Here is an 18,166-nt window from a genome sequence, read left to right as displayed (position 1 = left end):
AGAACTTAACACTTTAGGAGGTTGTTATGAACCCAATCGCTTTGGAGCTCAATGAGCTTATTAAAAAGGAAAATCCAAAAGTATATGAAATGCTTTCCGAGCTTGGTAAGAATTTATTTATGCCAAAAGGGATTTTGACTCAGTCTGCAGAGGCTAAAGAGAAAGCCCATAAGTTTAATGCCACAATAGGTACTGCTACAGAAAACGGAAAACCGATGTATCTTGATTGTATTTATGAAGGACTTAAGACATACGATCCTAAAGATCTTTTTCCATATGCACCGGCTACGGGAAAGCCTGAGCTTCGAGCAAAGTGGAAGGAGAAAATGTTAAAAGAAAACCCCTCTATGCAGGGTAAATATATAAGCACGCCAATAGTAACAAATGCATTAACTCACGGACTTAGTATTGTTGCAGATTTATTTTTGGACAGCGGAGATTACGTGGTTATGCCTGATATGTTTTGGGGGAACTACAGGTTGACATTTTCCGTTAGAAGAGGGGCAGAAATAAGCACTTTTAATACTTTTACTGAAGATGGAAAATTTGATGTGGATGCAATGCTTGCAAAAGTCAAGGAGTGCAGCACATTGAAAGATAAAATTGTTATTATATTGAACTTTCCAAATAACCCAGCAGGCTATATGCCTACATTAGATGAAGGGGAAAAGATTGCTAAAGGGTTAATTGATATAGCAAATGCAGGGACAAAGCTTGTAGTTGTGACTGATGATGCTTATTTTGGGCTTTTTTATGAAGACAGTATGACAGAATCAATTTTCGGTTATCTTGCAGGACAAAGTGATAATCTGCTCGCTGTCAAGCTTGACGGTGCTACCAAGGAAGAATATGTATGGGGATTTAGAGTAGGATTTATCACTTTTGGTTCTACAAATAACACTCCACAGGCAAATCTTTTGTCTGCTCTTGAGAAAAAGGTTGCAGGCCTTATCAGAGGGACTATTTCAAACTGTCCTCATCCATCTCAAACATTTGTATTAAAGGCTTTGGAGCATCCTAACTTTTATGCTGACAAGCTGAAAAAGTATGAAATAATGAAGGCAAGAGGTTTGAAGGTAAAAGAGGTTTTAAACAATACCGATTATTCGGATGAGTTTACCTACTACCCTTTTAACTCTGGCTACTTTATGTGTTTAAAACTGAAAAATGTAGACGCTGAAAAGTTAAGGGTGCATCTGCTCGATAAGTATGGAGTAGGTACTATTTCTGTGAATAAGACCGACTTGAGAATAGCATTTTCTTGTATAGAGGTCGAACAGGTGCAAGAGCTTTTTGATATAATTTATAAAGGTTGTAAAGACTTAGCATAGTTTTTATAAAGGGGGATTCCCCCCTTTTTTTTAAAGAGGGTTTAACATGATTGTAGATGCAAAAGGGAAACCTTGTCCTACCCCGGTTATTATGACCAAAAAAGCTTTGGAGTCAATTTCTGAAGGTATTGTCACTGTACTTGTGGATAGTTTCACTTCTAAAGAGAATGTGTTGAAATTTGCTGCAAGCCAAGGCTTGACATCTGAAGTGCTGGAGAAAGATGGTATTTTTGAAATAACTATTGCCAAGGGTTATACTTGTGAGTTGACAAGCAATAATACCGAAAAAAAAGTGTCACAGAATATTGTTTTATATGTTGGAAGTAATGCAATCGGTAATGGAGATTGTTATCTCGGCGAAAAGCTGATGGACGGCTTCATTTCCAATATAAAGAACATGGATGTATTGCCTACAAGTATAATATTTGTAAATTCAGGTGTTTACTTGACTACACTTAATGCAAATACCATTGATGAATTGAAAAAGCTTGAAGGGGTAGAGATATTAAGCTGTGGGACTTGTCTTGAGCATTTTGAGCTTGTTCAAAAGCTGCAAGTTGGTGAAATAACAGATGGCTATAATGTTATGAAAAGACTTTTTGAGGCGGACAAGGTTATTAGATTATGAAAAGAAGGCTGACACAGTTTGTAAAAGCTGCCGGCTGAGCTGCTAAAATAGGTCCGGAGGACCTAACTAAAGCGCTTGGGAATTTAAAGATTGAAAAGGATGAGAATTTACTGGTTGGCTTTGAGACCAGTGATGATGCCGGTGTGTACAAAATCAGGGAAGACCTTTACCTTGTGCAAACGGTAGATTTTATTACCCCTGTGGTTGATGACCCATATACTTTTGGCCGAATTGCAGCAATAAACTCATTGAGCGATATTTATGCGATGGGCGGTAAACCGGTCACTGCCCTTTCAGTACTGATGTACAATTGTGATATAGATGAAGTGGTAATTTCAGAGATGATGGAGGGGGCGGTTGAAGAGCTGAATAAGGCAAAATGCACCCTTTTAGGCGGACATACCGTAGATGACAGTGAGATAAAGCTTGGATTTGCTGTAACGGGTTATGCTGAAAACAATAAGTATTATAAAAATTGCTCATTGAGGGAGGGTGACCTTCTTATATATACAAAGCCTCTTGGAATAGGTATTTTGACTACAGCGATAAAAGGTGAGCTTGCTTCGGATAACGATATTATACAAGTGACAGATACTATGCTTTTGTCAAACCAGAAAGCATGTGAAATATTAAATAAATACGATGTTTCAGCTGTAACGGACGTCACCGGTTTTGGATTTGCGGGACACCTTTACGAAATGGCAAAAGGCTCTGATAAATCAGTGGAAATCTATACAGAAAATTTTAAATTTTTAGATTCAGCTTTATCATTTGCAGAAATGGGGATAATACCTGCGGGGGCATATTTTAATAAACAATTTATCGCTAACGAATATGAATACTTATATAAAGAAAATAGGGAGATAATGTTTTTTGACCCGCAAACTTCGGGCGGACTTTTAATAGGTGTAAGCTTTAATGATGCCAAAAAGATGCTTGAAGAGTTACAAGAAATTGGTTATGAGGAATCGATTATTGCAGGCCTCGTTTTAGATAGGGCTGAAAAATATATATTTTTTAAGTAGGAAGATGGAACAATTAGTATCAGTCATATTAGAGAATTCACTTAACGAAATATATGTATTTGAAGAGGATACGTATAAGTTTTTATACCTGAATAAAGCAGCACTTAAAAATATAGGGTATTCAGAAAATGAAATTCTCAATCTAACACCAATAGATATTAAGCCCGAATTTACCAAGGAAAAATTTGACTTAATTATGGCCCCGTTAAAAAAAGGTGAAAAAGAAAGGGTTATTTTCAATACGTTACAACGAAGAAAAGATGGCACTACATATCCTGTAATGGTTAGTCTCACTAAAGGTAGATACAATAATAAAGGTGTTTTTTTGGCAACTATTTTTGATGAGAGCGAGCTTTATAGGGAGAAAGAGAAGTTTGAGAATATGTTTCGGTTACATAAGGCTATTATGCTGTTAATAGACCCTGAAACAGGCGAGATAATAGATGCAAACGAATCTGCGCAGCAGTTTTATGGTTTTAATCTAAACGAATTAAAATGTATGAAGATTCAGGACATAAATATTTTATCTTATGAGCAGGTTAAGTGTGAGATGCAAAGGGCTAAAAGCGAAGCAAGGAATTACTTTAACTTTAAGCATAGATTGAAAAATGGAAAGGTAAAGGATGTAGAGGTGTACAGTTCACCTATAACATTGGGCGATAGATCGTTGCTTTTTTCTATAATTCATGATGTGTCTGAAAGAGCAAAACTTTTAGAAATAATTCAGGCAGAGCAAAAGCTGAATACAGTAGGGACACTTGCAGCTGGAATTGCTCATAATTTTAATAACGTATTTACTGTTATTTATGGATATCTTGATGCTATTGAAGCTCTATCTACGGATAAAGTTGTGAAAGATTATATAGACAAGTTATGGAAGGTGCTTGATAAGTCTAAGTCTATAACCTCTAAGCTGATTACATTTTCTGAAGGTGGATCTCCATTTTTAAAAACTAATAATCTTGATATATTTTTATTAAAAATATTCCAAGAATTTAGGGGAAAATATAACATTGATGTTAGTTACGTGATGCAGCAAAATTTATGTGAGCTGGAATTTGACGATAATCAGATAAGAAATGCAATCGAAGAGATAATACTTAATGCAGTTGAAGCATCATCGGATAGTAAAGCCAAAATAGATGTAAAGGTTGATTATGCCGATTATACTGAAGTAAAAAATATCTTGCCAAAAAAGAGATATGTTAAGATTGTTATCAAGGATTATGGAAAAGGTATCAACCCAGGTATAATAGACAAAATATTTGAGCCGTTTTTTACAACAAATCTTGCTCAAAAACGAGGTCTTGGACTGACGTCAGCATATTCCATTTTAAAACATCATGGCGGAACTATAAAGGTTAAATCTCAGCCTAACGAAGGCGCGGAATTTGCATTGTATTTGCCTTGCGTGAAATAGGATAAAAATTATCTGACAATCTTATCTGCAATTATTAAAAATTTAGTAGGTATTTGATAATTAATCTTTTTTGCAGTATCAAGGTTTACAACAACCATAAAATGTTCAATCTTAGTTATTGGTATATTTGAAGCTTTTGCACCGCTTAACACTTTTACAGCTTTTTGCCCTGCAAATCTCCCGGCCCTATATTCATCTACTACAAGTGCCATCAATGCTCCGTGTTTGAGAACAAAATAATCATTCTCCGACAGCGTAGGAATCTTTTTTTTGTTAATATAATCGATTATTTCTATCCCGGGTATTTGACTGTAAGGTATATAAATTATGTCAACATCGTTTAAAATATTCTTCCCTTTTGTTATATCTTTTACTGAAACTTCTTTTACATTAAAGTTGAAAAACTTGCTTAACCTTTTTATTTCGGTGACACTACTGAGATATTCGTTGTCTACACTTTGTTTTAAAACACCAAGAGTTTTAAATTTTTTCATCTGCAATAATACCTTAATATGCTCCAAGATGGAGATTTCAGTAGTAACTCCAGTTAAATGAGCTACAGGTAAAACATTGCTTGCAACAATATTCTCTCTTACAGGGTCACCTTTTATATGAAAAACTATTTCTTTATGAAAAAGATGTGAATTATAAATATCCTTAACGGCTTCTTTCCCGTTGACAAAAATCATATCCGGGTTGATTTTTTGTATAAAAGGATAATAGCTTCTTAATATTTCAATATTTTTAGTACAGGCAAATGTGTAAAAGCGTGCATCTGGATACCTGCCTAATATTTCATCCCTCACACCTTTTTCTATTAGACCATCCATATTGTAGGATATTATCACTATATTTTGACAAAATGCTGAAGTGGCAAAAAGTATGTAAAATAAAAGACTAATTGCCGAGTATTTCATTGATTTTCGCTAACCTTCTTTTAAGAGAATGTCTGCTTATCCCTAATATTTCAGCGGCTTTTTGCTTGACACCATCTGCTTCCACAAGAGCTCCCTCGATAAGTTGCTTTTCATAAAGCAGTAGCTTATATTCCAAATTGTTTAAAGTTTCCCCCTTAATCTCTTTCATTTCTGAAGGGAGCATATCTAAGCTTATAAAATTCTCAGTAGCAAGCAGTGCAAGTCTTTCAATTATGTTTTTTAGCTCCCTTACATTACCTGGCCAAGAATAATGTTTGAAAATCTCCACTACTCCATCATCAAAAGCCAAATTTTTACCAAATTTTTTTGAGTAATTTTTTAAAAAGTAGTCAGCAAGCAAAGGGATGTCAGAAATCCTTTCACGCAAAGGGGGGACTTCAATAGGGATTATATTTAGTCGATAATAAAAATCGCTTCTGAATTTTCCCTCTTCAACCAGTTGTTTTAAGTCTCTATTGGTAGCAGCTACTATTCTTACATCTACCTTTATCTCTTCTTTTCCGCCAATTCTGCGAAATGTTTTGTTTTCTAAAAATCTTAGCAACTTGGGTTGTAATTGAAGAGGCATATCACCTATTTCATCAAGAAAAAGTGTACCTTTGTCAGCAAGCTCTATAAGACCCGGTTTTCTATTTTTAGCATCTGTAAAAGCACCCTTTTCATAGCCGAAAAGCTCTGTTTCAAGAAGGTGTTCAGGCATACTGGAGCAATTTATATCAATAAATTTTTCATTTTTTCTTAAACTTTCATTATGAAGAGCCTTAGCAATCAGCTCCTTCCCCACACCACTTTCTCCGGTAATAAGTACAGTAGAATCATGTTTTGCTACTATTTCTACTGTTTTTAAAAGCTCATTTAATTTGGGTGAAATGCCGATTAATTTACCGATATCGGAGCTTTTATAAGTCTTATTTCTTAAATGTTCAATCTCCTGTTTACTCTTTTTTTCTGCTATACATTTCTCCACAATATGAAGCATTTCATCAAGCTCAAAAGGCTTGTTTATAAAGTCGTAAGCACCTGCTTTGATAGCAGCTATTGCAGAATGTATGTCACCGTGGGCAGTAATCATAATTACTTCAATATCCTTGCTTATATTTTTAATGGTTTTTAATACGTCAAGGCCATTCATATCTGGCAGCCTCAAGTCAATGATGGCGATATCAGGCTCCTCTGTGTTAACCTTTTTGAAAAAATCATCTGCTGTATAAAACGCAAACGAGCTAAATCCAAAATCCTCAAGAGCAATTTTCAGCGAGTTTGCCAATACTTTTTCATCATCAAGCACGTAAACTTTATTCATCAGTTTGCTTCCCCATTAAAAGTTAAAGTGATTTTAGTACCTACACCAAGCTCTGAATCTATTTTTATCTCTATATTGTTTTGTTTCAGCAAGTTATATACTACTGAAAGTCCAAGCCCGCTGCCGTCAGGGTTAAGTGAAAAGAAAGGATCAAATATTCTGTTTAGATTAGCTGAATCTATCCCTTTTCCATTGTCTTGAATAATAATTTTTATTAGAGAAGTATTTGTTTCCGTAAATATATTTATCATACCAATCTTTTTGTCTATAGATTGAATAGCATTTAGAATTAAATTAAAAAATATTTGAGTCATCTGATCTTTGTCTACAACAACGTAAACATCTTCCACTTCAACATTAAATTTTATATTCTTACCTTCAACCTCCTTTTTAAGAAGGTTAATGGCATACTCTACACTCTGCTTTAGGCTAATCTTTTCTATATTTGCAGAGGTTGGTTTCGCAAAATTAAGCATATTTTTTAGCGTGCGATTCAATCTGTCCGTTTCCTCAACAATAGATTGAATTAGCACGTTATTTGGGTCATTTGTATTTCTCTTTAACAAGAGCTGAGCTGTAGTTTTTATCCCAGCAAGAGGATTTTTTATTTCGTGAGCAATACCTGCTGACATAAGTCCTAAAGATGCCAGCTTATTGACCTGTATTAACTCTTCTTGCCTTTTTTCTATATCTTCAGCCATTTTGTTAAATGAGTCTGCAAGCATTTTGATTTCTCTCCCCCTTTTGATGTCTATTCTATATTTAAAATTCCCTTTAGCAAATTCTGCAGTCCCTTTAATGACCTTTCTTATTGGTGTAATAAGTTTCTCTGCAAAATAAAGAGCGGCAATAAGTGCAAACAATGTTACCGTGAAAACAAAGAGAAGAGTTTTTTCTTTTAATGTATTTATTTTGCTAAACAAAAATGATTCAGGCACATAAACGCTGTATGTCCAATTTAATGAAGGGACATTCGATTGAAAATGCTTATAGGTGAGACTAGAGGAAATTTCATTATTTTTATAAATTAATTCACCATTTGAGTGTATAAGCTTTACATCTTCATCGGTAAGCTTAAGTCTATCAATAAATCTAAAAAATTTTCTTTTTTCTATTTGAAAGACAAGAAGCCCTACAGGAGAGGATAAGTCTTCAAAATCATAGACCCTTTTCATAAGGTAAATGTTATCTGAGTCTATAAATGTTGAAAAGTCGGTATTTAGAGATTCCGCTATATTGCCACTTCCTATTGTCAGCTCATTTTTACTATTTTCAGGTATAGCAAGTATGAGAGTATTGTTTTTGTTAAACAAAAAGATACTTTTGTATATGTTTGAGTTAGCCCGGTATAAAATGAGCCTGTCCCTAATTGTATCCATTCTTTGACCGTAAGAAAACTGCAAAAATGAAAGCTGAACTAGCGGATTTTCTGACATTTGATAAATATCGGAAACAGTATTTTTGTAAAAATCCTCGGTTTGTGCAGCAATATTGTTAACAAGTTGAGAAGTTTGATTATGAGAAATTTCTAAAATAGATTTGGCAGCTGCATTAAAAGAGTGATATGAAATCAGAAGCATAGGGATGAGCCCGAAAATTATATAAAAGAGGATTATCCTTGTTTTAAATGATGGATATATATTTTTCATGATAAAAGCTTACAACAGTAACGATTTTTATTCAATACGAACGTATAATAATACTATTAAGTTAACTCTATAATGTCTCCATCAAATTCAAGAAATGCTTTATCTTTGCCAGTTGTCTTTGCTTTATACAACAGAGAGTCGGCACTTTTGATTATGTCATCGATATTATTACAGTTTAAGCAATTTACGGCACCAACACTTACCGTAAATTGTAATGTTTTATCCTCAAATGTGACTTCAAGGTTTCTGATATTATTAAGTAGCTTTTTCAAAACCATAAAGAAGCCGTTTTTTGTAATATTTGGCAGCAGGCAGACAAATTCTTCTCCGCCAAATCTGCCTACGATATCTGTTTGACGCAAGGTAAGTTTAAGGCATTTTGCAAGGTTGATAAGGACTTCATCTCCGCAACTGTGCCCGTAGGTGTCATTGATATTTTTGAAATTATCGATATCAAGAATAATAAAGCCTAAATCCTGCTCATATCTTTTTGCGTTTAGAAGCATAAATTGAAACTGCTCCATAAAGAAACGTCTGTTATATATTCCGGTCAATGCATCTATAGTGGCTTTTGTAAAGAGCTTGCGATTTGTCTCTTCAAGCTCATCATATAATTTTTTTGATTTATATGCAGTGGTAAATTTTAGTAAAAGCTCTTCAGCAGAGTATGGCTTTAAGATATAATCATTAGCACCATGAATCATCAAAGTTCTTAAAATCCCGCCATCCCTTGAGGAGGTTTGGATGATAATCGGGACATGCTTAAGCTTTTTATTTTTTCTTAAAAATTTGGTCAGTTTTATGCCGTCTATATCATCCATATAAAGGTCTGATATAATAACATCCGGAATGGTATTTTCAAGTGAAGCAATAAGCTCCTTTGGGTCGGTGAAAAGGGTGACATCAACACCTACCGATTTTAGGATATTTTCAATAAACTTTAATTGGACTATACTGTCATCCACCACAAATGCCGTGGCTGATCTAACATCAATTAAAGAAAGCAAATCCATCAGCTCATCTATATATTTTGCAAACTCTTCATTGATTTTGCTCTTAGGGACAAAATCGATTGCTCCGTCTTCATATACGGTAATCCTTGTCTTTTCGTCCTCATTTGAGCTTAGAACGATAACCGGAACATTTTTTAACTTATCGTCGTTTTTCATATATTTGCAAAGCTCAACCCCTTGCCCGTCTTTAAGTTCGTATGAAACTATGGCAAGGGAAGGCAGCGTCTCTTTTAGGACATCTATAGCTTCAGAATAAGATGACACGGAGAGTATCCCATATTTATCCTGCAATAGACTTTCTAAAAGAAACCTTGACAGCTTTGACGGGTCTGCTATAAGGATATACTTTTTCAAGTCAACTCCATATAATATTGAATGTATGCTATTATAATTGCTTTGGAGGATAAATGTCAATAGTAAGAGTTAGATTTGCCCCTAGTCCTACCGGGCATATCCATGTGGGAAATGTAAGGACAGCTCTTTTTAATTACCTTTTTTCAAAAAACAGAAAAGGTGTGTTTGTTTTGAGAATTGAGGATACAGACCTTGAGCGTTCAAGTATTGAAAATGAAAATATTATATATGAGGATTTAAACTGGCTTGGTCTTAATTGGGATGAAGGCCCTAACAAAGGGGGTGACTATGCTCCTTACAAACAGACTGAGCGAGTTGATATTTATAAAAAATATATAGATGACCTTCTTGAAAAGGGTTTTGCTTATTACTGTTTTTGCTCCAAAGAAGAGCTTGAGCAGGAAAGGGAGAAAAATTTAAAGGAAGGGAAAAATCCGATATATAGTGGTAAGTGTCGCAATATCTCTTTGGAGGAAGCAAGACAAAGGATTGCAGGTGGAGAGAAGGCGGCTGTCAGGTTTAAGGTTGATGAGAGTGAAGTAAAAGTAAAAGATATATTAAAAGGGGAAATTGATTTCCCTACAAGTATGTTTGGTGACTTTATAATAGTCAGGCCTGATGGCGTGCCTGTTTATAATTTTGTAGTTGTTGTTGACGACGCCCTTATGAACATTACCCATGTTATAAGGGGGGATGACCATTTGAATAATACCCCAAAGCAGATATTAATTTACAAAGCACTTGGGTTTAGTATTCCTGAATTTGCACATATCCCGATGATATTAGGTCCTGACCACTCAAAGTTGAGCAAACGCCATGGAGATACTAGTGTTAATCAGTTTAGGGAGAACGGTTATTTGCCGGATGCATTTTTTAACTATTTGGCACTTTTGGGTTGGTCGCACCCTGAAGAAAAAGAAATATTAACCAAAGAAGAACTTATAGATGCATTTAGCCTTAATAGGATATCAAAGAGTGCAGCGGTATTCGATTTTGATAAGCTTAAGTGGATGAATGGGGTTTATATAAGGGAAAAGAGCAGGGATGAATTGTTTGAACTTGCAAAACCTTTTGTAACTGTAGCAGACACTAATAGTGTTGATGAAGAGTGGCTAAAGGACGTGGTTTATTCCGTTAAAGATAAAATAACCACTTTAAGAGAGGTAGATGAGCAGATAAAAATATTCTTCGAACAATCCTCCCCTGATGATGAATCAATGGAACTTTTAAATTTAGAAACATCACCTCTTGTACTTCAATCTTATCTGAATGAAATAGAAGGGATAAGTAACTTGACTGCTGACAAGTACAAAGAGGTTACAAAAAAGATCCAAAAAGATACTGGTGCCAAAGGGAAAGCGCTATTTATGGTATTGCGTATCGGGCTTACCGGACAGAGGACAGGTCCTGATATGGATAAGATTGCGACACTTCTGCCGGTGTCTGAGCAGGTAAAACGTATAAGATATATATTAGGATTAATTAAAAGATAAGAGGTAAAATGTTCACAGTAGGGATTTTAGGAAGACCAAATGTAGGAAAATCAACTCTTTTTAACCGATTTGCCGGTAAGAGGATTGCAATAACTGATGATATGCCAGGGGTTACAAGGGACAGGTTAGAGCATATATGTGAGTGGGGTCTGAAAAAGTTTAAGCTTTATGACACTGCAGGGTTTGACCTGAAAGATGATATTATAAAAAAAGAGATGCAGCAGCAATTTTATTCGGCAGTGGATGAGGTTGACTTGTGTTTGCTAATGGCAGATGCCAAAGAAGGGCTTCACCCTCTTGATGAAATCGTAGCGGATATGCTTAGAAAGAAAGGGAAAAAAACTATTCTTGTGCTTAATAAAGTGGATAATCCTGATCTTGAAATGGCTGTTACCGATTTTTACAAGCTCGGATTTGATAAAATATTTTGTATAAGTGCTACTCATGGACGCAATATTGATGAATTGCTTGATGAGATAACTTCTCTGATACCTGATGTTGAAGAGGGGATAGTTGACAATGATAGGATAAGGCTTGCAATAGTTGGAAAACCAAATGTAGGAAAATCAAGTCTTTTAAATGCTTGGCTTAAAGAGGAAAGGGTTATTGTGACAGAAGTGCCGGGGACAACGAGGGATTCTGTAAATGTAAATTTTGAGTTTAATGATGTTAAATATACACTGATAGATACTGCAGGTATCAGGAAAAAATCGGTTATGTTTAAAGATAAGATTGAAAAATACGGATACTTCAGAGGGATGGATACCATTGTAGAGTCTGATATATGTATTGCGGTTATAGACGCAACTCAAGGTATTTTAGACCGGGATATAAAGGTTATTGCCGAGGCTAACAGAGCTAACAGGCCTGTTGTCCTTGTTTTCAACAAATGGGACTTAGTGGAAAATCCAGGAGAATATTCAAGACAATTACGAAGGGATGTCCAAGACAAACTTAAATTTTTATATAACCCTCAAATAGTCTTTGTTTCTGCCCAGACAGGGAAAAACGTTTACAGGATATTTAAAAGTGTTGAAATTGTTTATGAAGAATACTCAAAAAGAGTTCAAACATCTAAGCTAAATGAAGTCCTTCAACTTGCACAGCAGCTTCATCAACCCCCTGTGGTAAAAAATAAGCGCCTTAAATTTTTCTATATGACGCAAGTGGGGATAAGACCACCCGAATTTGTTGTGTTTGTAAATTATCCCGAAGCAGTACACTTTTCTTATGAGAGATTTATACTTAATTTAATTAGGCAAAAGTTTGGCTTTGACGGGGTGCCGCTGCAAATTCACTTCAGGCAAAAAGGGGATAGAGGGGAGTAATCTCCCATTATTATTTTCTTTTTCTCATAGGTTATGTTAATCAGTTTATGTTTTCTTGAATCTATCTCCCGTTATCTGGTATAATAAGATACAAATTAACGGGAGGGCTTTATGGTAAAAGTCGAAATATTTTATAATAGCGGGGTTGATACAAAAACACCCGATGTGGCTGAAGATATTAAATATAAGTTTGGCAGCAAAGTGGATGTCAGATTAATAGATCTTTCCAGCGAAAAGGCACCCGAGGAATATGGGATAATTAATCCACCTGAGGCAGTTGTTGATGGCAAAAAGAAGGTTAAACTTGATGGTGAAGATAGTTTAAAAGAGATAATATCAAAAGTAATTTTTTAAGGGAGACATTATGCCTTATGTTAATATAAAAATTACCAAAGACGGAGTTAGCAAAGAGAAGAAAGCGGAGCTTATCAAAGGTGTTACAGAGCTTTTAAGAGATCTTCTTGGTAAAAATCCTGCGACAACTGTGGTTGTAATTGACGAAGTGGAAACTGATAATTGGGGAATCGGGGGAGAGCAGGTAACAGAAATTAGAAAAAAGAGCTAAAGTATTTAATTATATTGCCGATAATACTAAGGCAGGGACGCATAAAATACTACAGGGATGTACCTTAGGGGTACGTCATGGTATCGGTATACAATGCGTCTAATAATTATCTTATTAATAATCTCAACAGATTTTCCAAGGCGGTCAACAGCTCAATAGAAAAGATTTCAACTGGTCAACGTATCAACAGTGCCAAAGATTCTCCTTCCGAAATAAGTCTTGTCAGCAGGTTTGCAGCCAGAATAAATTCGGAAAAACAGCTTGCTTTCAATTTGCAGGATATGATGAGTCTTTATCAAACCGCTGATTACGCTATCACCGGCTCAGGGGGGATTTCCGATATATTAAACACCATCAGAGAAAGAATTGTATATGCTGGTAACTCAATTCTAACAAGTCAGGACGTACAAAATATCCAGTCTGAAATAGAAGATTTGATAGATGAGATTTCAAATATTACAAATTCAACGGAATTTAATACAAAAAAGCTTTTTAATGGTGATATGTTAGGGACCGTTACTACATCAAATAGTGATATTGCAGGTTATGTTACGTCCCCTATTTCCAATGGTACATTTACTTTGGAAAACATAAAAGGTGCTACTTACCATGAAATAAAGTCTTCTACCGCTGCAAATCCTACTGCTGCGGCACCTACTGATTATACAGACTCATTAGGCACCTTAGGGGCAGTTTCTGCTACAGGTACAGCCACAGCAACAAATAGTTATGAAGTTATATTTACAGATTCTAATACTTTTAATGTTTATGACAATGCTTCCGGCACTCTTGCCGTTACAAGTGACACTGATACACCGTTTACTTTGGATGGGTTAAATATCACCGTGTCTTCCGGGGGGACTTATGCACAAGGATTTAAATTTTACTTTGACACGACTAATGGTTCAGGGACAATAACAGCTGCAGAAGGCAATAGAGGGAGCAGTGAATCTGTTACCAACACTTATTTTAGTAGCGATGCAATGCTTAATTCATACTTTTATATCAAAACAGATTTTGATAGCGGGACATTAAAATACAACGTTTTTGACAAAGATAACAACCAAATGGGGGATTGGACAAATATTGGAAGCGAATTTACATCTTTTGCAGACTCAAAACTTTCCGGTAGCAGTTTTACATTCAATGTCACAAATCCCGGGAAAGGGGATGTATGGAAGGTTGATTTTGGTACATTCGGGTCGCTGTCAACATCAGGTGGGACATTTACGATAGAAGGGGTTAGTGATTCGATATCAATTTCCTGGCAAGGGGATAATACGCTAAAAGATGTTGCAGACAGTATTAATAAGGTTGGAGAGGGCTTAGTTACTGCAAGTGCTGACTCTGGTGTGCTAACCTTAACATCTGCTAATTTAGGCTCTAGTGGCAAACTGAGAGTTTATGACAATGAGGGCAACTTTGTTTCCACCCTTAACCTTTCTGAAACTTCAGGGACGGGCAGTGATGCAAGTCTTGATTACAACGGGAAAACATACACTTCCACAGACAATTACTTCGATAGTGTTTTGGATAATATAAAGATAGAAGTAGCAGAAGGGGCAGATATACCTTCTGCGACAGTTTCGATTACAAAAAAAAGTCAAACTGTCCCTTTAAATATTGATGGTGGGACGTTGTTTGACTTGTATATCAAAAATCTTACTCCTGAGGTATTAGGTCTGAAAAATATAAACGGCGATTATAAGTTAGATGTAACGTCATCTACAGGGAGGTCTTTTGGTATCAGCCTGATAGATAAGGCTATTGAACAGGTGACAAGTGAGGCTTCACGGGTAGGTGCAAATATTAATACATTAGATTATCATTTATCCTCTTTGCAAAACAGCAGTATTGCAAAGAGTGAACTGCTATCAAATCATTTGAGCACTGATTTAGCCGAAGAGACTTCAAAGCTTGCTTCTGAGCAGTTAAAGGTGCAGCTTAGCACATCTATGCTTGCTCAATCAAATCTTACAACGCAGAGAGTACTGGAGCTTTTAGGGCTTGTAAAAAGTAATAATTAGGAGGTAATTATGGCAATTAGCAGATTAGACAGCAGTTATAATGATTATACGAGGCAGTTAAGGATAGAAGAAGCAAGAAAGTCGGATGAACGCAAACAGGCAATAATAGAAGAGCAAAAAAGAATGGAAGAGAAAAGGCTTGAAAGGGTGAGACAGGAGTCCAGACAAAGGGGAAACAGTGTAGATACCTATGCTTAATAAAACAGGGTCGCTGCTTTGGTAAATATTTTAGTGATTAGCAGCGGTTTTATTTGTTATAAAAAAGCTGAAAGGTTAATTGTGAACAGTGATTCGTGTACAAGAAATAAAATGTGTAAAATTAATATGAGTTATTAAAGGTTATAAAGGTGTTAGATACTGAGTATTAGAACTTAGCGCTTAGTACTAACGCTGAACATTCAAACACTTAATACCTGACACTTTAGCACTAACCTCTGTGCTTTTAAAAAAGCACCAAAGTCAAATTGTGGTTTAGATGTACAAAAAAACTGGGCAAAAACAGAAAAATATCTCTTTGAAAATATATTTATTATGCATATAATACCACTTTAATGTGGAGGTTACTTATGTATAGTGTTAAGGAGATATTGAGGATGGAAGTTGCTCCGGCTTTAGGATGTACAGAGCCGGTTGCCATAGCTCTTTGCTCTGCAGCCGCAGCAAGTCTGCTGTCGGATACAGAAAATATAAAGTCTATAGAGGTTGGTTTAGATCCAAATTTATATAAAAATGCCCTTGCAGTAGCGATACCTGGGACAAATGGAAAAAGCGGACTTAATCTTGCGGTAGCACTTGGTATAATTATCAAAAATCCTGAATTAAAGCTTGAGATTTTGTCTCTTGCAGATGACAAGGTATTAAAGGCAGCAGAGGAATTGGTTAAAAAGGGGATTATAAAAGTAAATCTCTTGAATGATAAAAAAGGTATATACATCGACACAAAAATTATAACTGATGTGGAGAGCAGCCGGGCTATAATTGAAAATTATCATAATAATATAACCGCTTTGTACAAAAATGGGGAAAAGATTGTCAACGACTCTTTGCTTAGTGAAGTAAAAGAGAACAAAAAATCTATAGCTGAAATGGAAAAATGGCTTTCCTCTCTGGACCTCGATGATCTGATTGATTTGTTGGATGATTTGGATGAGGAGGACTATACATTTATTAAAGAGGGTGTAGATACTAATATGGCTTTGGCTGAATACGGTCTTAAGCATGGGCCGGGGCTTGGTGTTGGTCTTGCGATTGAAAGGATGGTAAGACAAAAACTCATTTCAAAAGATATGGAAACTGATGCAAGAATATATACTTCTTCTGCTGCTGATGCAAGAATGTCGGGGGTGAGTCTTCCTGCAATGAGTTCAGCAGGTAGTGGAAATCATGGTTTGACTGCCATACTGCCTATTTGGATTGTAAAAAAATATGTGCAGGTAAATGAAAAGGAAGTTTATAAAGCGATTGCTTTAAGTCATATAGTAACTGCCTATATAAAATCGTTTACAGGGAGACTTTCTGCTGTATGTGGTTGCTCTATTGCGGCTGGCGCCGGGGCATCAGCCGGGATTGCATATCTTTTGGGTGGTAGTCAAAAACATATTGGCGGTGCCATAAAAAATGTTGTTCAAGATTTAGCGGGTGTGATATGTGATGGTGCAAAAGCCGGGTGCTCACTAAAACTTGCTACTGCCGGTGGCTCTGCAGTAAGGTCTGCGCTTTTGTCATTGCAAGGGATTATAGCTCAATCATCTGATGGTATTATTGGCGGCACGGCAGAAGATACTATGAAAAATATGGGGAAGATAAGCACTGAAGGTATGATAGATACTGACAGGACTATTTTAAATATAATGATAGAAAAGCAGTTTAATGTTTAACATATTTGTACTAATAAAAATATACAAAGTGTATTATACCTCGTATAATCATTCCGATTATTGAGGCAATTAATACTGGCTTGAGGACTTTTTGAAATTTGAGTCCTACGGATAGAAATACCATTATCCCTACGGGGTCAATTGGGTTTATCATAAATCCTGCAAGCATATTCAAGTCTTTCTGTGTCATTAATCCTTTTTCAATCATATCGATTACTACAGCCATCATTGCGGTGCCACCTGCCAAAAATTTTGTAATAATTGGTATAACAGAAATTGATGAAATCCCCGCAATATTAAATAAAGGGGCTGCAATCTGCTCTATCAGAGTAAGTACGTGAAGTTTTTTTAAGATATTTACAAAAAATATAGCAATTGTCAGTGCCGGAAGAGATTTGTAAACAACTAATACCCCTTTTTCGCCCCCTTCAAATAAAAGCGGCAAAATTCTTTTAGCAGAGGGGAAAAAATTATCAGTATGAATCTTGTGGGCGGTCTTTTTAACAAATAGCCCTACAATGAGAGAAGCAGCAATCCCTCCTATTAGGGATGAGATTATTGTGACGGGTAAATTTAGCCCAACTGCAATAAGGGGCATTGTGGCATTTGCCTGAGACATTACAATTGTTGCCGCAAATGTGGCAGCTATTTCTCTATCTGTATAGCTGTTATTATCCTGCATTATCTTGAATGTCGCAATTGGAGCCGCAAAACTAATAAGAAGAATTTGAAGGATTGCAAAAGCTCCTATACCGGGTATACCGAAGATTGATAAAAATGGGGAAAAGATATGAGCAATCTTTCTTAAAAAACCTTTTTCTTCAAGGGTATGCATAATTGCCATCATTATAACCATGATTGGCAAAAGGATATAAAGAGCAAGGTTTACGGCGGATTTGCCAGAATCCAGAATTAAAGATATAAATGTTTCCAACTAATCCTCAGAGGTTATTGATTTCGTCTAAAATCTTTTTTTGTTCACTCTCGGTGAATCCTTTTTCTGTTAGTACATCTTTGAGTTTGTCCCATATAGGTTCACCGCACCTGATACACCTAATCCCTTTTTCCATAAAGTATTTTACGGCATCCTTTTTTTCTAATACAATATCCTCAATTGTATTATCTAGAGTAAACTTTTTCATATAGTTATTATATTGTATATTTTTGATAATTTCAAAGATTACTTTACAGGATTACCTAAAGAGTTTGGTATGG

At 35.7% G+C, this 18,166-nt stretch carries 17 protein-coding genes; 11 read left to right on the top strand and 6 right to left on the bottom strand.

Going from position 1 to position 18,166, the window contains the following annotated elements; translation table 11 throughout:
• The first annotated feature begins 26 nt into the window (after window positions 1–26).
• The 4 genes from LF845_RS03360 to LF845_RS03345 are packed head-to-tail and all read left to right on the top strand — an operon-like array spanning window position 27 to window position 4,404.
• Window positions 27–1,331, top strand: coding sequence for an aminotransferase class I/II-fold pyridoxal phosphate-dependent enzyme (locus LF845_RS03360; RefSeq protein WP_242819586.1), 1,305 nt, complete (start codon window positions 27–29; stop codon window positions 1,329–1,331).
• 46 nt (window positions 1,332–1,377) lie between these two features.
• A complete protein-coding gene (gene yedF, locus LF845_RS03355) occupies window positions 1,378–1,959 on the top strand; it encodes a sulfurtransferase-like selenium metabolism protein YedF (protein ID WP_242819585.1) in 582 nt (193 codons plus the stop codon).
• Complete coding sequence (gene selD, locus LF845_RS03350; RefSeq protein ID WP_242819584.1) at window positions 1,956–2,984, top strand: selenide, water dikinase SelD; 1,029 nt, start codon at window positions 1,956–1,958, stop codon at window positions 2,982–2,984. Before yedF ends, selD begins: the two co-directional genes overlap by 4 nt.
• A 4-nt stretch (window positions 2,985–2,988) precedes the next feature.
• Window positions 2,989–4,404, top strand: a complete 1,416-nt coding sequence (locus LF845_RS03345) for a PAS domain S-box protein (protein WP_242819583.1) — start codon at window positions 2,989–2,991, stop codon at window positions 4,402–4,404.
• Between the two features lie 8 nt (window positions 4,405–4,412).
• Here the strand turns inward: LF845_RS03345 and LF845_RS03340 are convergent, their stop codons facing one another.
• Genes LF845_RS03340 through LF845_RS03325 form a run of 4 tightly spaced genes read right to left on the bottom strand, consistent with a single transcriptional unit; the run spans window position 4,413 to window position 9,661 of the window.
• Window positions 4,413–5,321 carry an ABC transporter substrate binding protein gene (locus LF845_RS03340; RefSeq protein WP_242819582.1) on the bottom strand — a complete coding sequence of 303 codons (909 nt, stop codon included), beginning with the start codon at window positions 5,319–5,321 and terminating at the stop codon, window positions 4,413–4,415.
• The gene (locus tag LF845_RS03335) at window positions 5,302–6,645 is read right to left on the bottom strand and encodes a sigma-54-dependent transcriptional regulator (RefSeq protein ID WP_242819581.1); all 1,344 of its coding nucleotides are present in this window, start codon (window positions 6,643–6,645) and stop codon (window positions 5,302–5,304) included. Before LF845_RS03335 ends, LF845_RS03340 begins: the two co-directional genes overlap by 20 nt.
• Window positions 6,645–8,294: a sensor histidine kinase gene (locus LF845_RS03330; protein WP_242819580.1), complete on the bottom strand. Its 1,650-nt coding sequence runs from the start codon at window positions 8,292–8,294 to the stop codon at window positions 6,645–6,647. The genes LF845_RS03335 and LF845_RS03330 overlap by 1 nt, the downstream gene beginning before the upstream one ends.
• Before the next feature lie 56 nt (window positions 8,295–8,350).
• The gene (locus tag LF845_RS03325; RefSeq protein ID WP_242819579.1) at window positions 8,351–9,661 is read right to left on the bottom strand and encodes a diguanylate cyclase; all 1,311 of its coding nucleotides are present in this window, start codon (window positions 9,659–9,661) and stop codon (window positions 8,351–8,353) included.
• A gap of 59 nt (window positions 9,662–9,720) precedes the next feature.
• Here LF845_RS03325 and gltX point away from each other — a divergent pair, with 59 nt between their 5' ends.
• The 7 genes from gltX (at window position 9,721) to LF845_RS03290 (ending at window position 16,951) form a co-directional block, all read left to right on the top strand.
• Window positions 9,721–11,154 carry a glutamate--tRNA ligase gene (gene gltX / locus LF845_RS03320; protein WP_423220569.1) on the top strand — a complete coding sequence of 478 codons (1,434 nt, stop codon included), beginning with the start codon at window positions 9,721–9,723 and terminating at the stop codon, window positions 11,152–11,154.
• Between the two features lie 8 nt (window positions 11,155–11,162).
• Window positions 11,163–12,482 carry a ribosome biogenesis GTPase Der gene (gene der, locus LF845_RS03315; protein WP_242819577.1) on the top strand — a complete coding sequence of 440 codons (1,320 nt, stop codon included), beginning with the start codon at window positions 11,163–11,165 and terminating at the stop codon, window positions 12,480–12,482.
• A 111-nt stretch (window positions 12,483–12,593) separates the two neighbouring features.
• Complete coding sequence (locus LF845_RS03310; RefSeq protein WP_242819576.1) at window positions 12,594–12,836, top strand: hypothetical protein; 243 nt, start codon at window positions 12,594–12,596, stop codon at window positions 12,834–12,836.
• Window positions 12,837–12,846: 10 nt separating this feature from the next.
• Window positions 12,847–13,047 (top strand): 2-hydroxymuconate tautomerase family protein, encoded by a 201-nt coding sequence (locus LF845_RS03305; protein ID WP_242819575.1) that lies wholly within the window; start codon window positions 12,847–12,849, stop codon window positions 13,045–13,047.
• Window positions 13,048–13,124: 77 nt separating this feature from the next.
• Window positions 13,125–15,074, top strand: a complete 1,950-nt coding sequence (locus LF845_RS03300) for a flagellin (protein WP_242819574.1) — start codon at window positions 13,125–13,127, stop codon at window positions 15,072–15,074.
• 9 nt (window positions 15,075–15,083) lie between these two features.
• The gene (locus LF845_RS03295; RefSeq protein WP_242819573.1) at window positions 15,084–15,272 is read left to right on the top strand and encodes a hypothetical protein; all 189 of its coding nucleotides are present in this window, start codon (window positions 15,084–15,086) and stop codon (window positions 15,270–15,272) included.
• A 368-nt stretch (window positions 15,273–15,640) separates the two neighbouring features.
• Window positions 15,641–16,951 carry an L-cysteine desulfidase family protein gene (locus LF845_RS03290; protein ID WP_242819572.1) on the top strand — a complete coding sequence of 437 codons (1,311 nt, stop codon included), beginning with the start codon at window positions 15,641–15,643 and terminating at the stop codon, window positions 16,949–16,951.
• A 10-nt stretch (window positions 16,952–16,961) separates the two neighbouring features.
• Here LF845_RS03290 and LF845_RS03285 read toward each other — a convergent pair whose 3' ends face one another.
• Together LF845_RS03285 and LF845_RS03280 are read right to left on the bottom strand one after the other, a co-directional pair.
• Window positions 16,962–17,885, bottom strand: a complete 924-nt coding sequence (locus LF845_RS03285; RefSeq protein ID WP_242819571.1) for a nucleoside recognition domain-containing protein — start codon at window positions 17,883–17,885, stop codon at window positions 16,962–16,964.
• Between the two features lie 7 nt (window positions 17,886–17,892).
• Window positions 17,893–18,093: a DUF1858 domain-containing protein gene (locus LF845_RS03280; RefSeq protein WP_242819570.1), complete on the bottom strand. Its 201-nt coding sequence runs from the start codon at window positions 18,091–18,093 to the stop codon at window positions 17,893–17,895.
• Window positions 18,094–18,166: the final 73 nt, after the last annotated feature.

It is taken from the genome of Deferrivibrio essentukiensis (genome assembly GCF_020480685.1).
Taxonomy (GTDB): domain Bacteria; phylum Chrysiogenota; class Deferribacteres; order Deferribacterales; family Deferrivibrionaceae; genus Deferrivibrio; species Deferrivibrio essentukiensis.
This window is presented reverse-complemented; position numbering and strand designations above follow the sequence as displayed.

What these genes read in the sequence shown, in the direction of transcription:
- LF845_RS03360 (WP_242819586.1), top strand. Translation starts at nt 27, where the DNA reads ATGAACCCAATCGCTTTGGAGCTCAATGAGCTTATTAAAAAGGAAAAT.
- LF845_RS03290 (WP_242819572.1), top strand. Translation starts at nt 15,641, where the DNA reads ATGTATAGTGTTAAGGAGATATTGAGGATGGAAGTTGCTCCGGCTTTA.
- LF845_RS03295 (WP_242819573.1), top strand. Translation starts at nt 15,084, where the DNA reads ATGGCAATTAGCAGATTAGACAGCAGTTATAATGATTATACGAGGCAG.
- der (WP_242819577.1), top strand. Translation starts at nt 11,163, where the DNA reads ATGTTCACAGTAGGGATTTTAGGAAGACCAAATGTAGGAAAATCAACT.
- LF845_RS03305 (WP_242819575.1), top strand. Translation starts at nt 12,847, where the DNA reads ATGCCTTATGTTAATATAAAAATTACCAAAGACGGAGTTAGCAAAGAG.
- yedF (WP_242819585.1), top strand. Translation starts at nt 1,378, where the DNA reads ATGATTGTAGATGCAAAAGGGAAACCTTGTCCTACCCCGGTTATTATG.
- LF845_RS03280 (WP_242819570.1), bottom strand. Translation starts at nt 18,093, where the DNA reads ATGAAAAAGTTTACTCTAGATAATACAATTGAGGATATTGTATTAGAA.
- LF845_RS03300 (WP_242819574.1), top strand. Translation starts at nt 13,125, where the DNA reads ATGGTATCGGTATACAATGCGTCTAATAATTATCTTATTAATAATCTC.
- LF845_RS03335 (WP_242819581.1), bottom strand. Translation starts at nt 6,645, where the DNA reads ATGAATAAAGTTTACGTGCTTGATGATGAAAAAGTATTGGCAAACTCG.
- LF845_RS03310 (WP_242819576.1), top strand. Translation starts at nt 12,594, where the DNA reads ATGGTAAAAGTCGAAATATTTTATAATAGCGGGGTTGATACAAAAACA.
- LF845_RS03340 (WP_242819582.1), bottom strand. Translation starts at nt 5,321, where the DNA reads ATGAAATACTCGGCAATTAGTCTTTTATTTTACATACTTTTTGCCACT.
- LF845_RS03345 (WP_242819583.1), top strand. Translation starts at nt 2,989, where the DNA reads ATGGAACAATTAGTATCAGTCATATTAGAGAATTCACTTAACGAAATA.
- LF845_RS03330 (WP_242819580.1), bottom strand. Translation starts at nt 8,294, where the DNA reads ATGAAAAATATATATCCATCATTTAAAACAAGGATAATCCTCTTTTAT.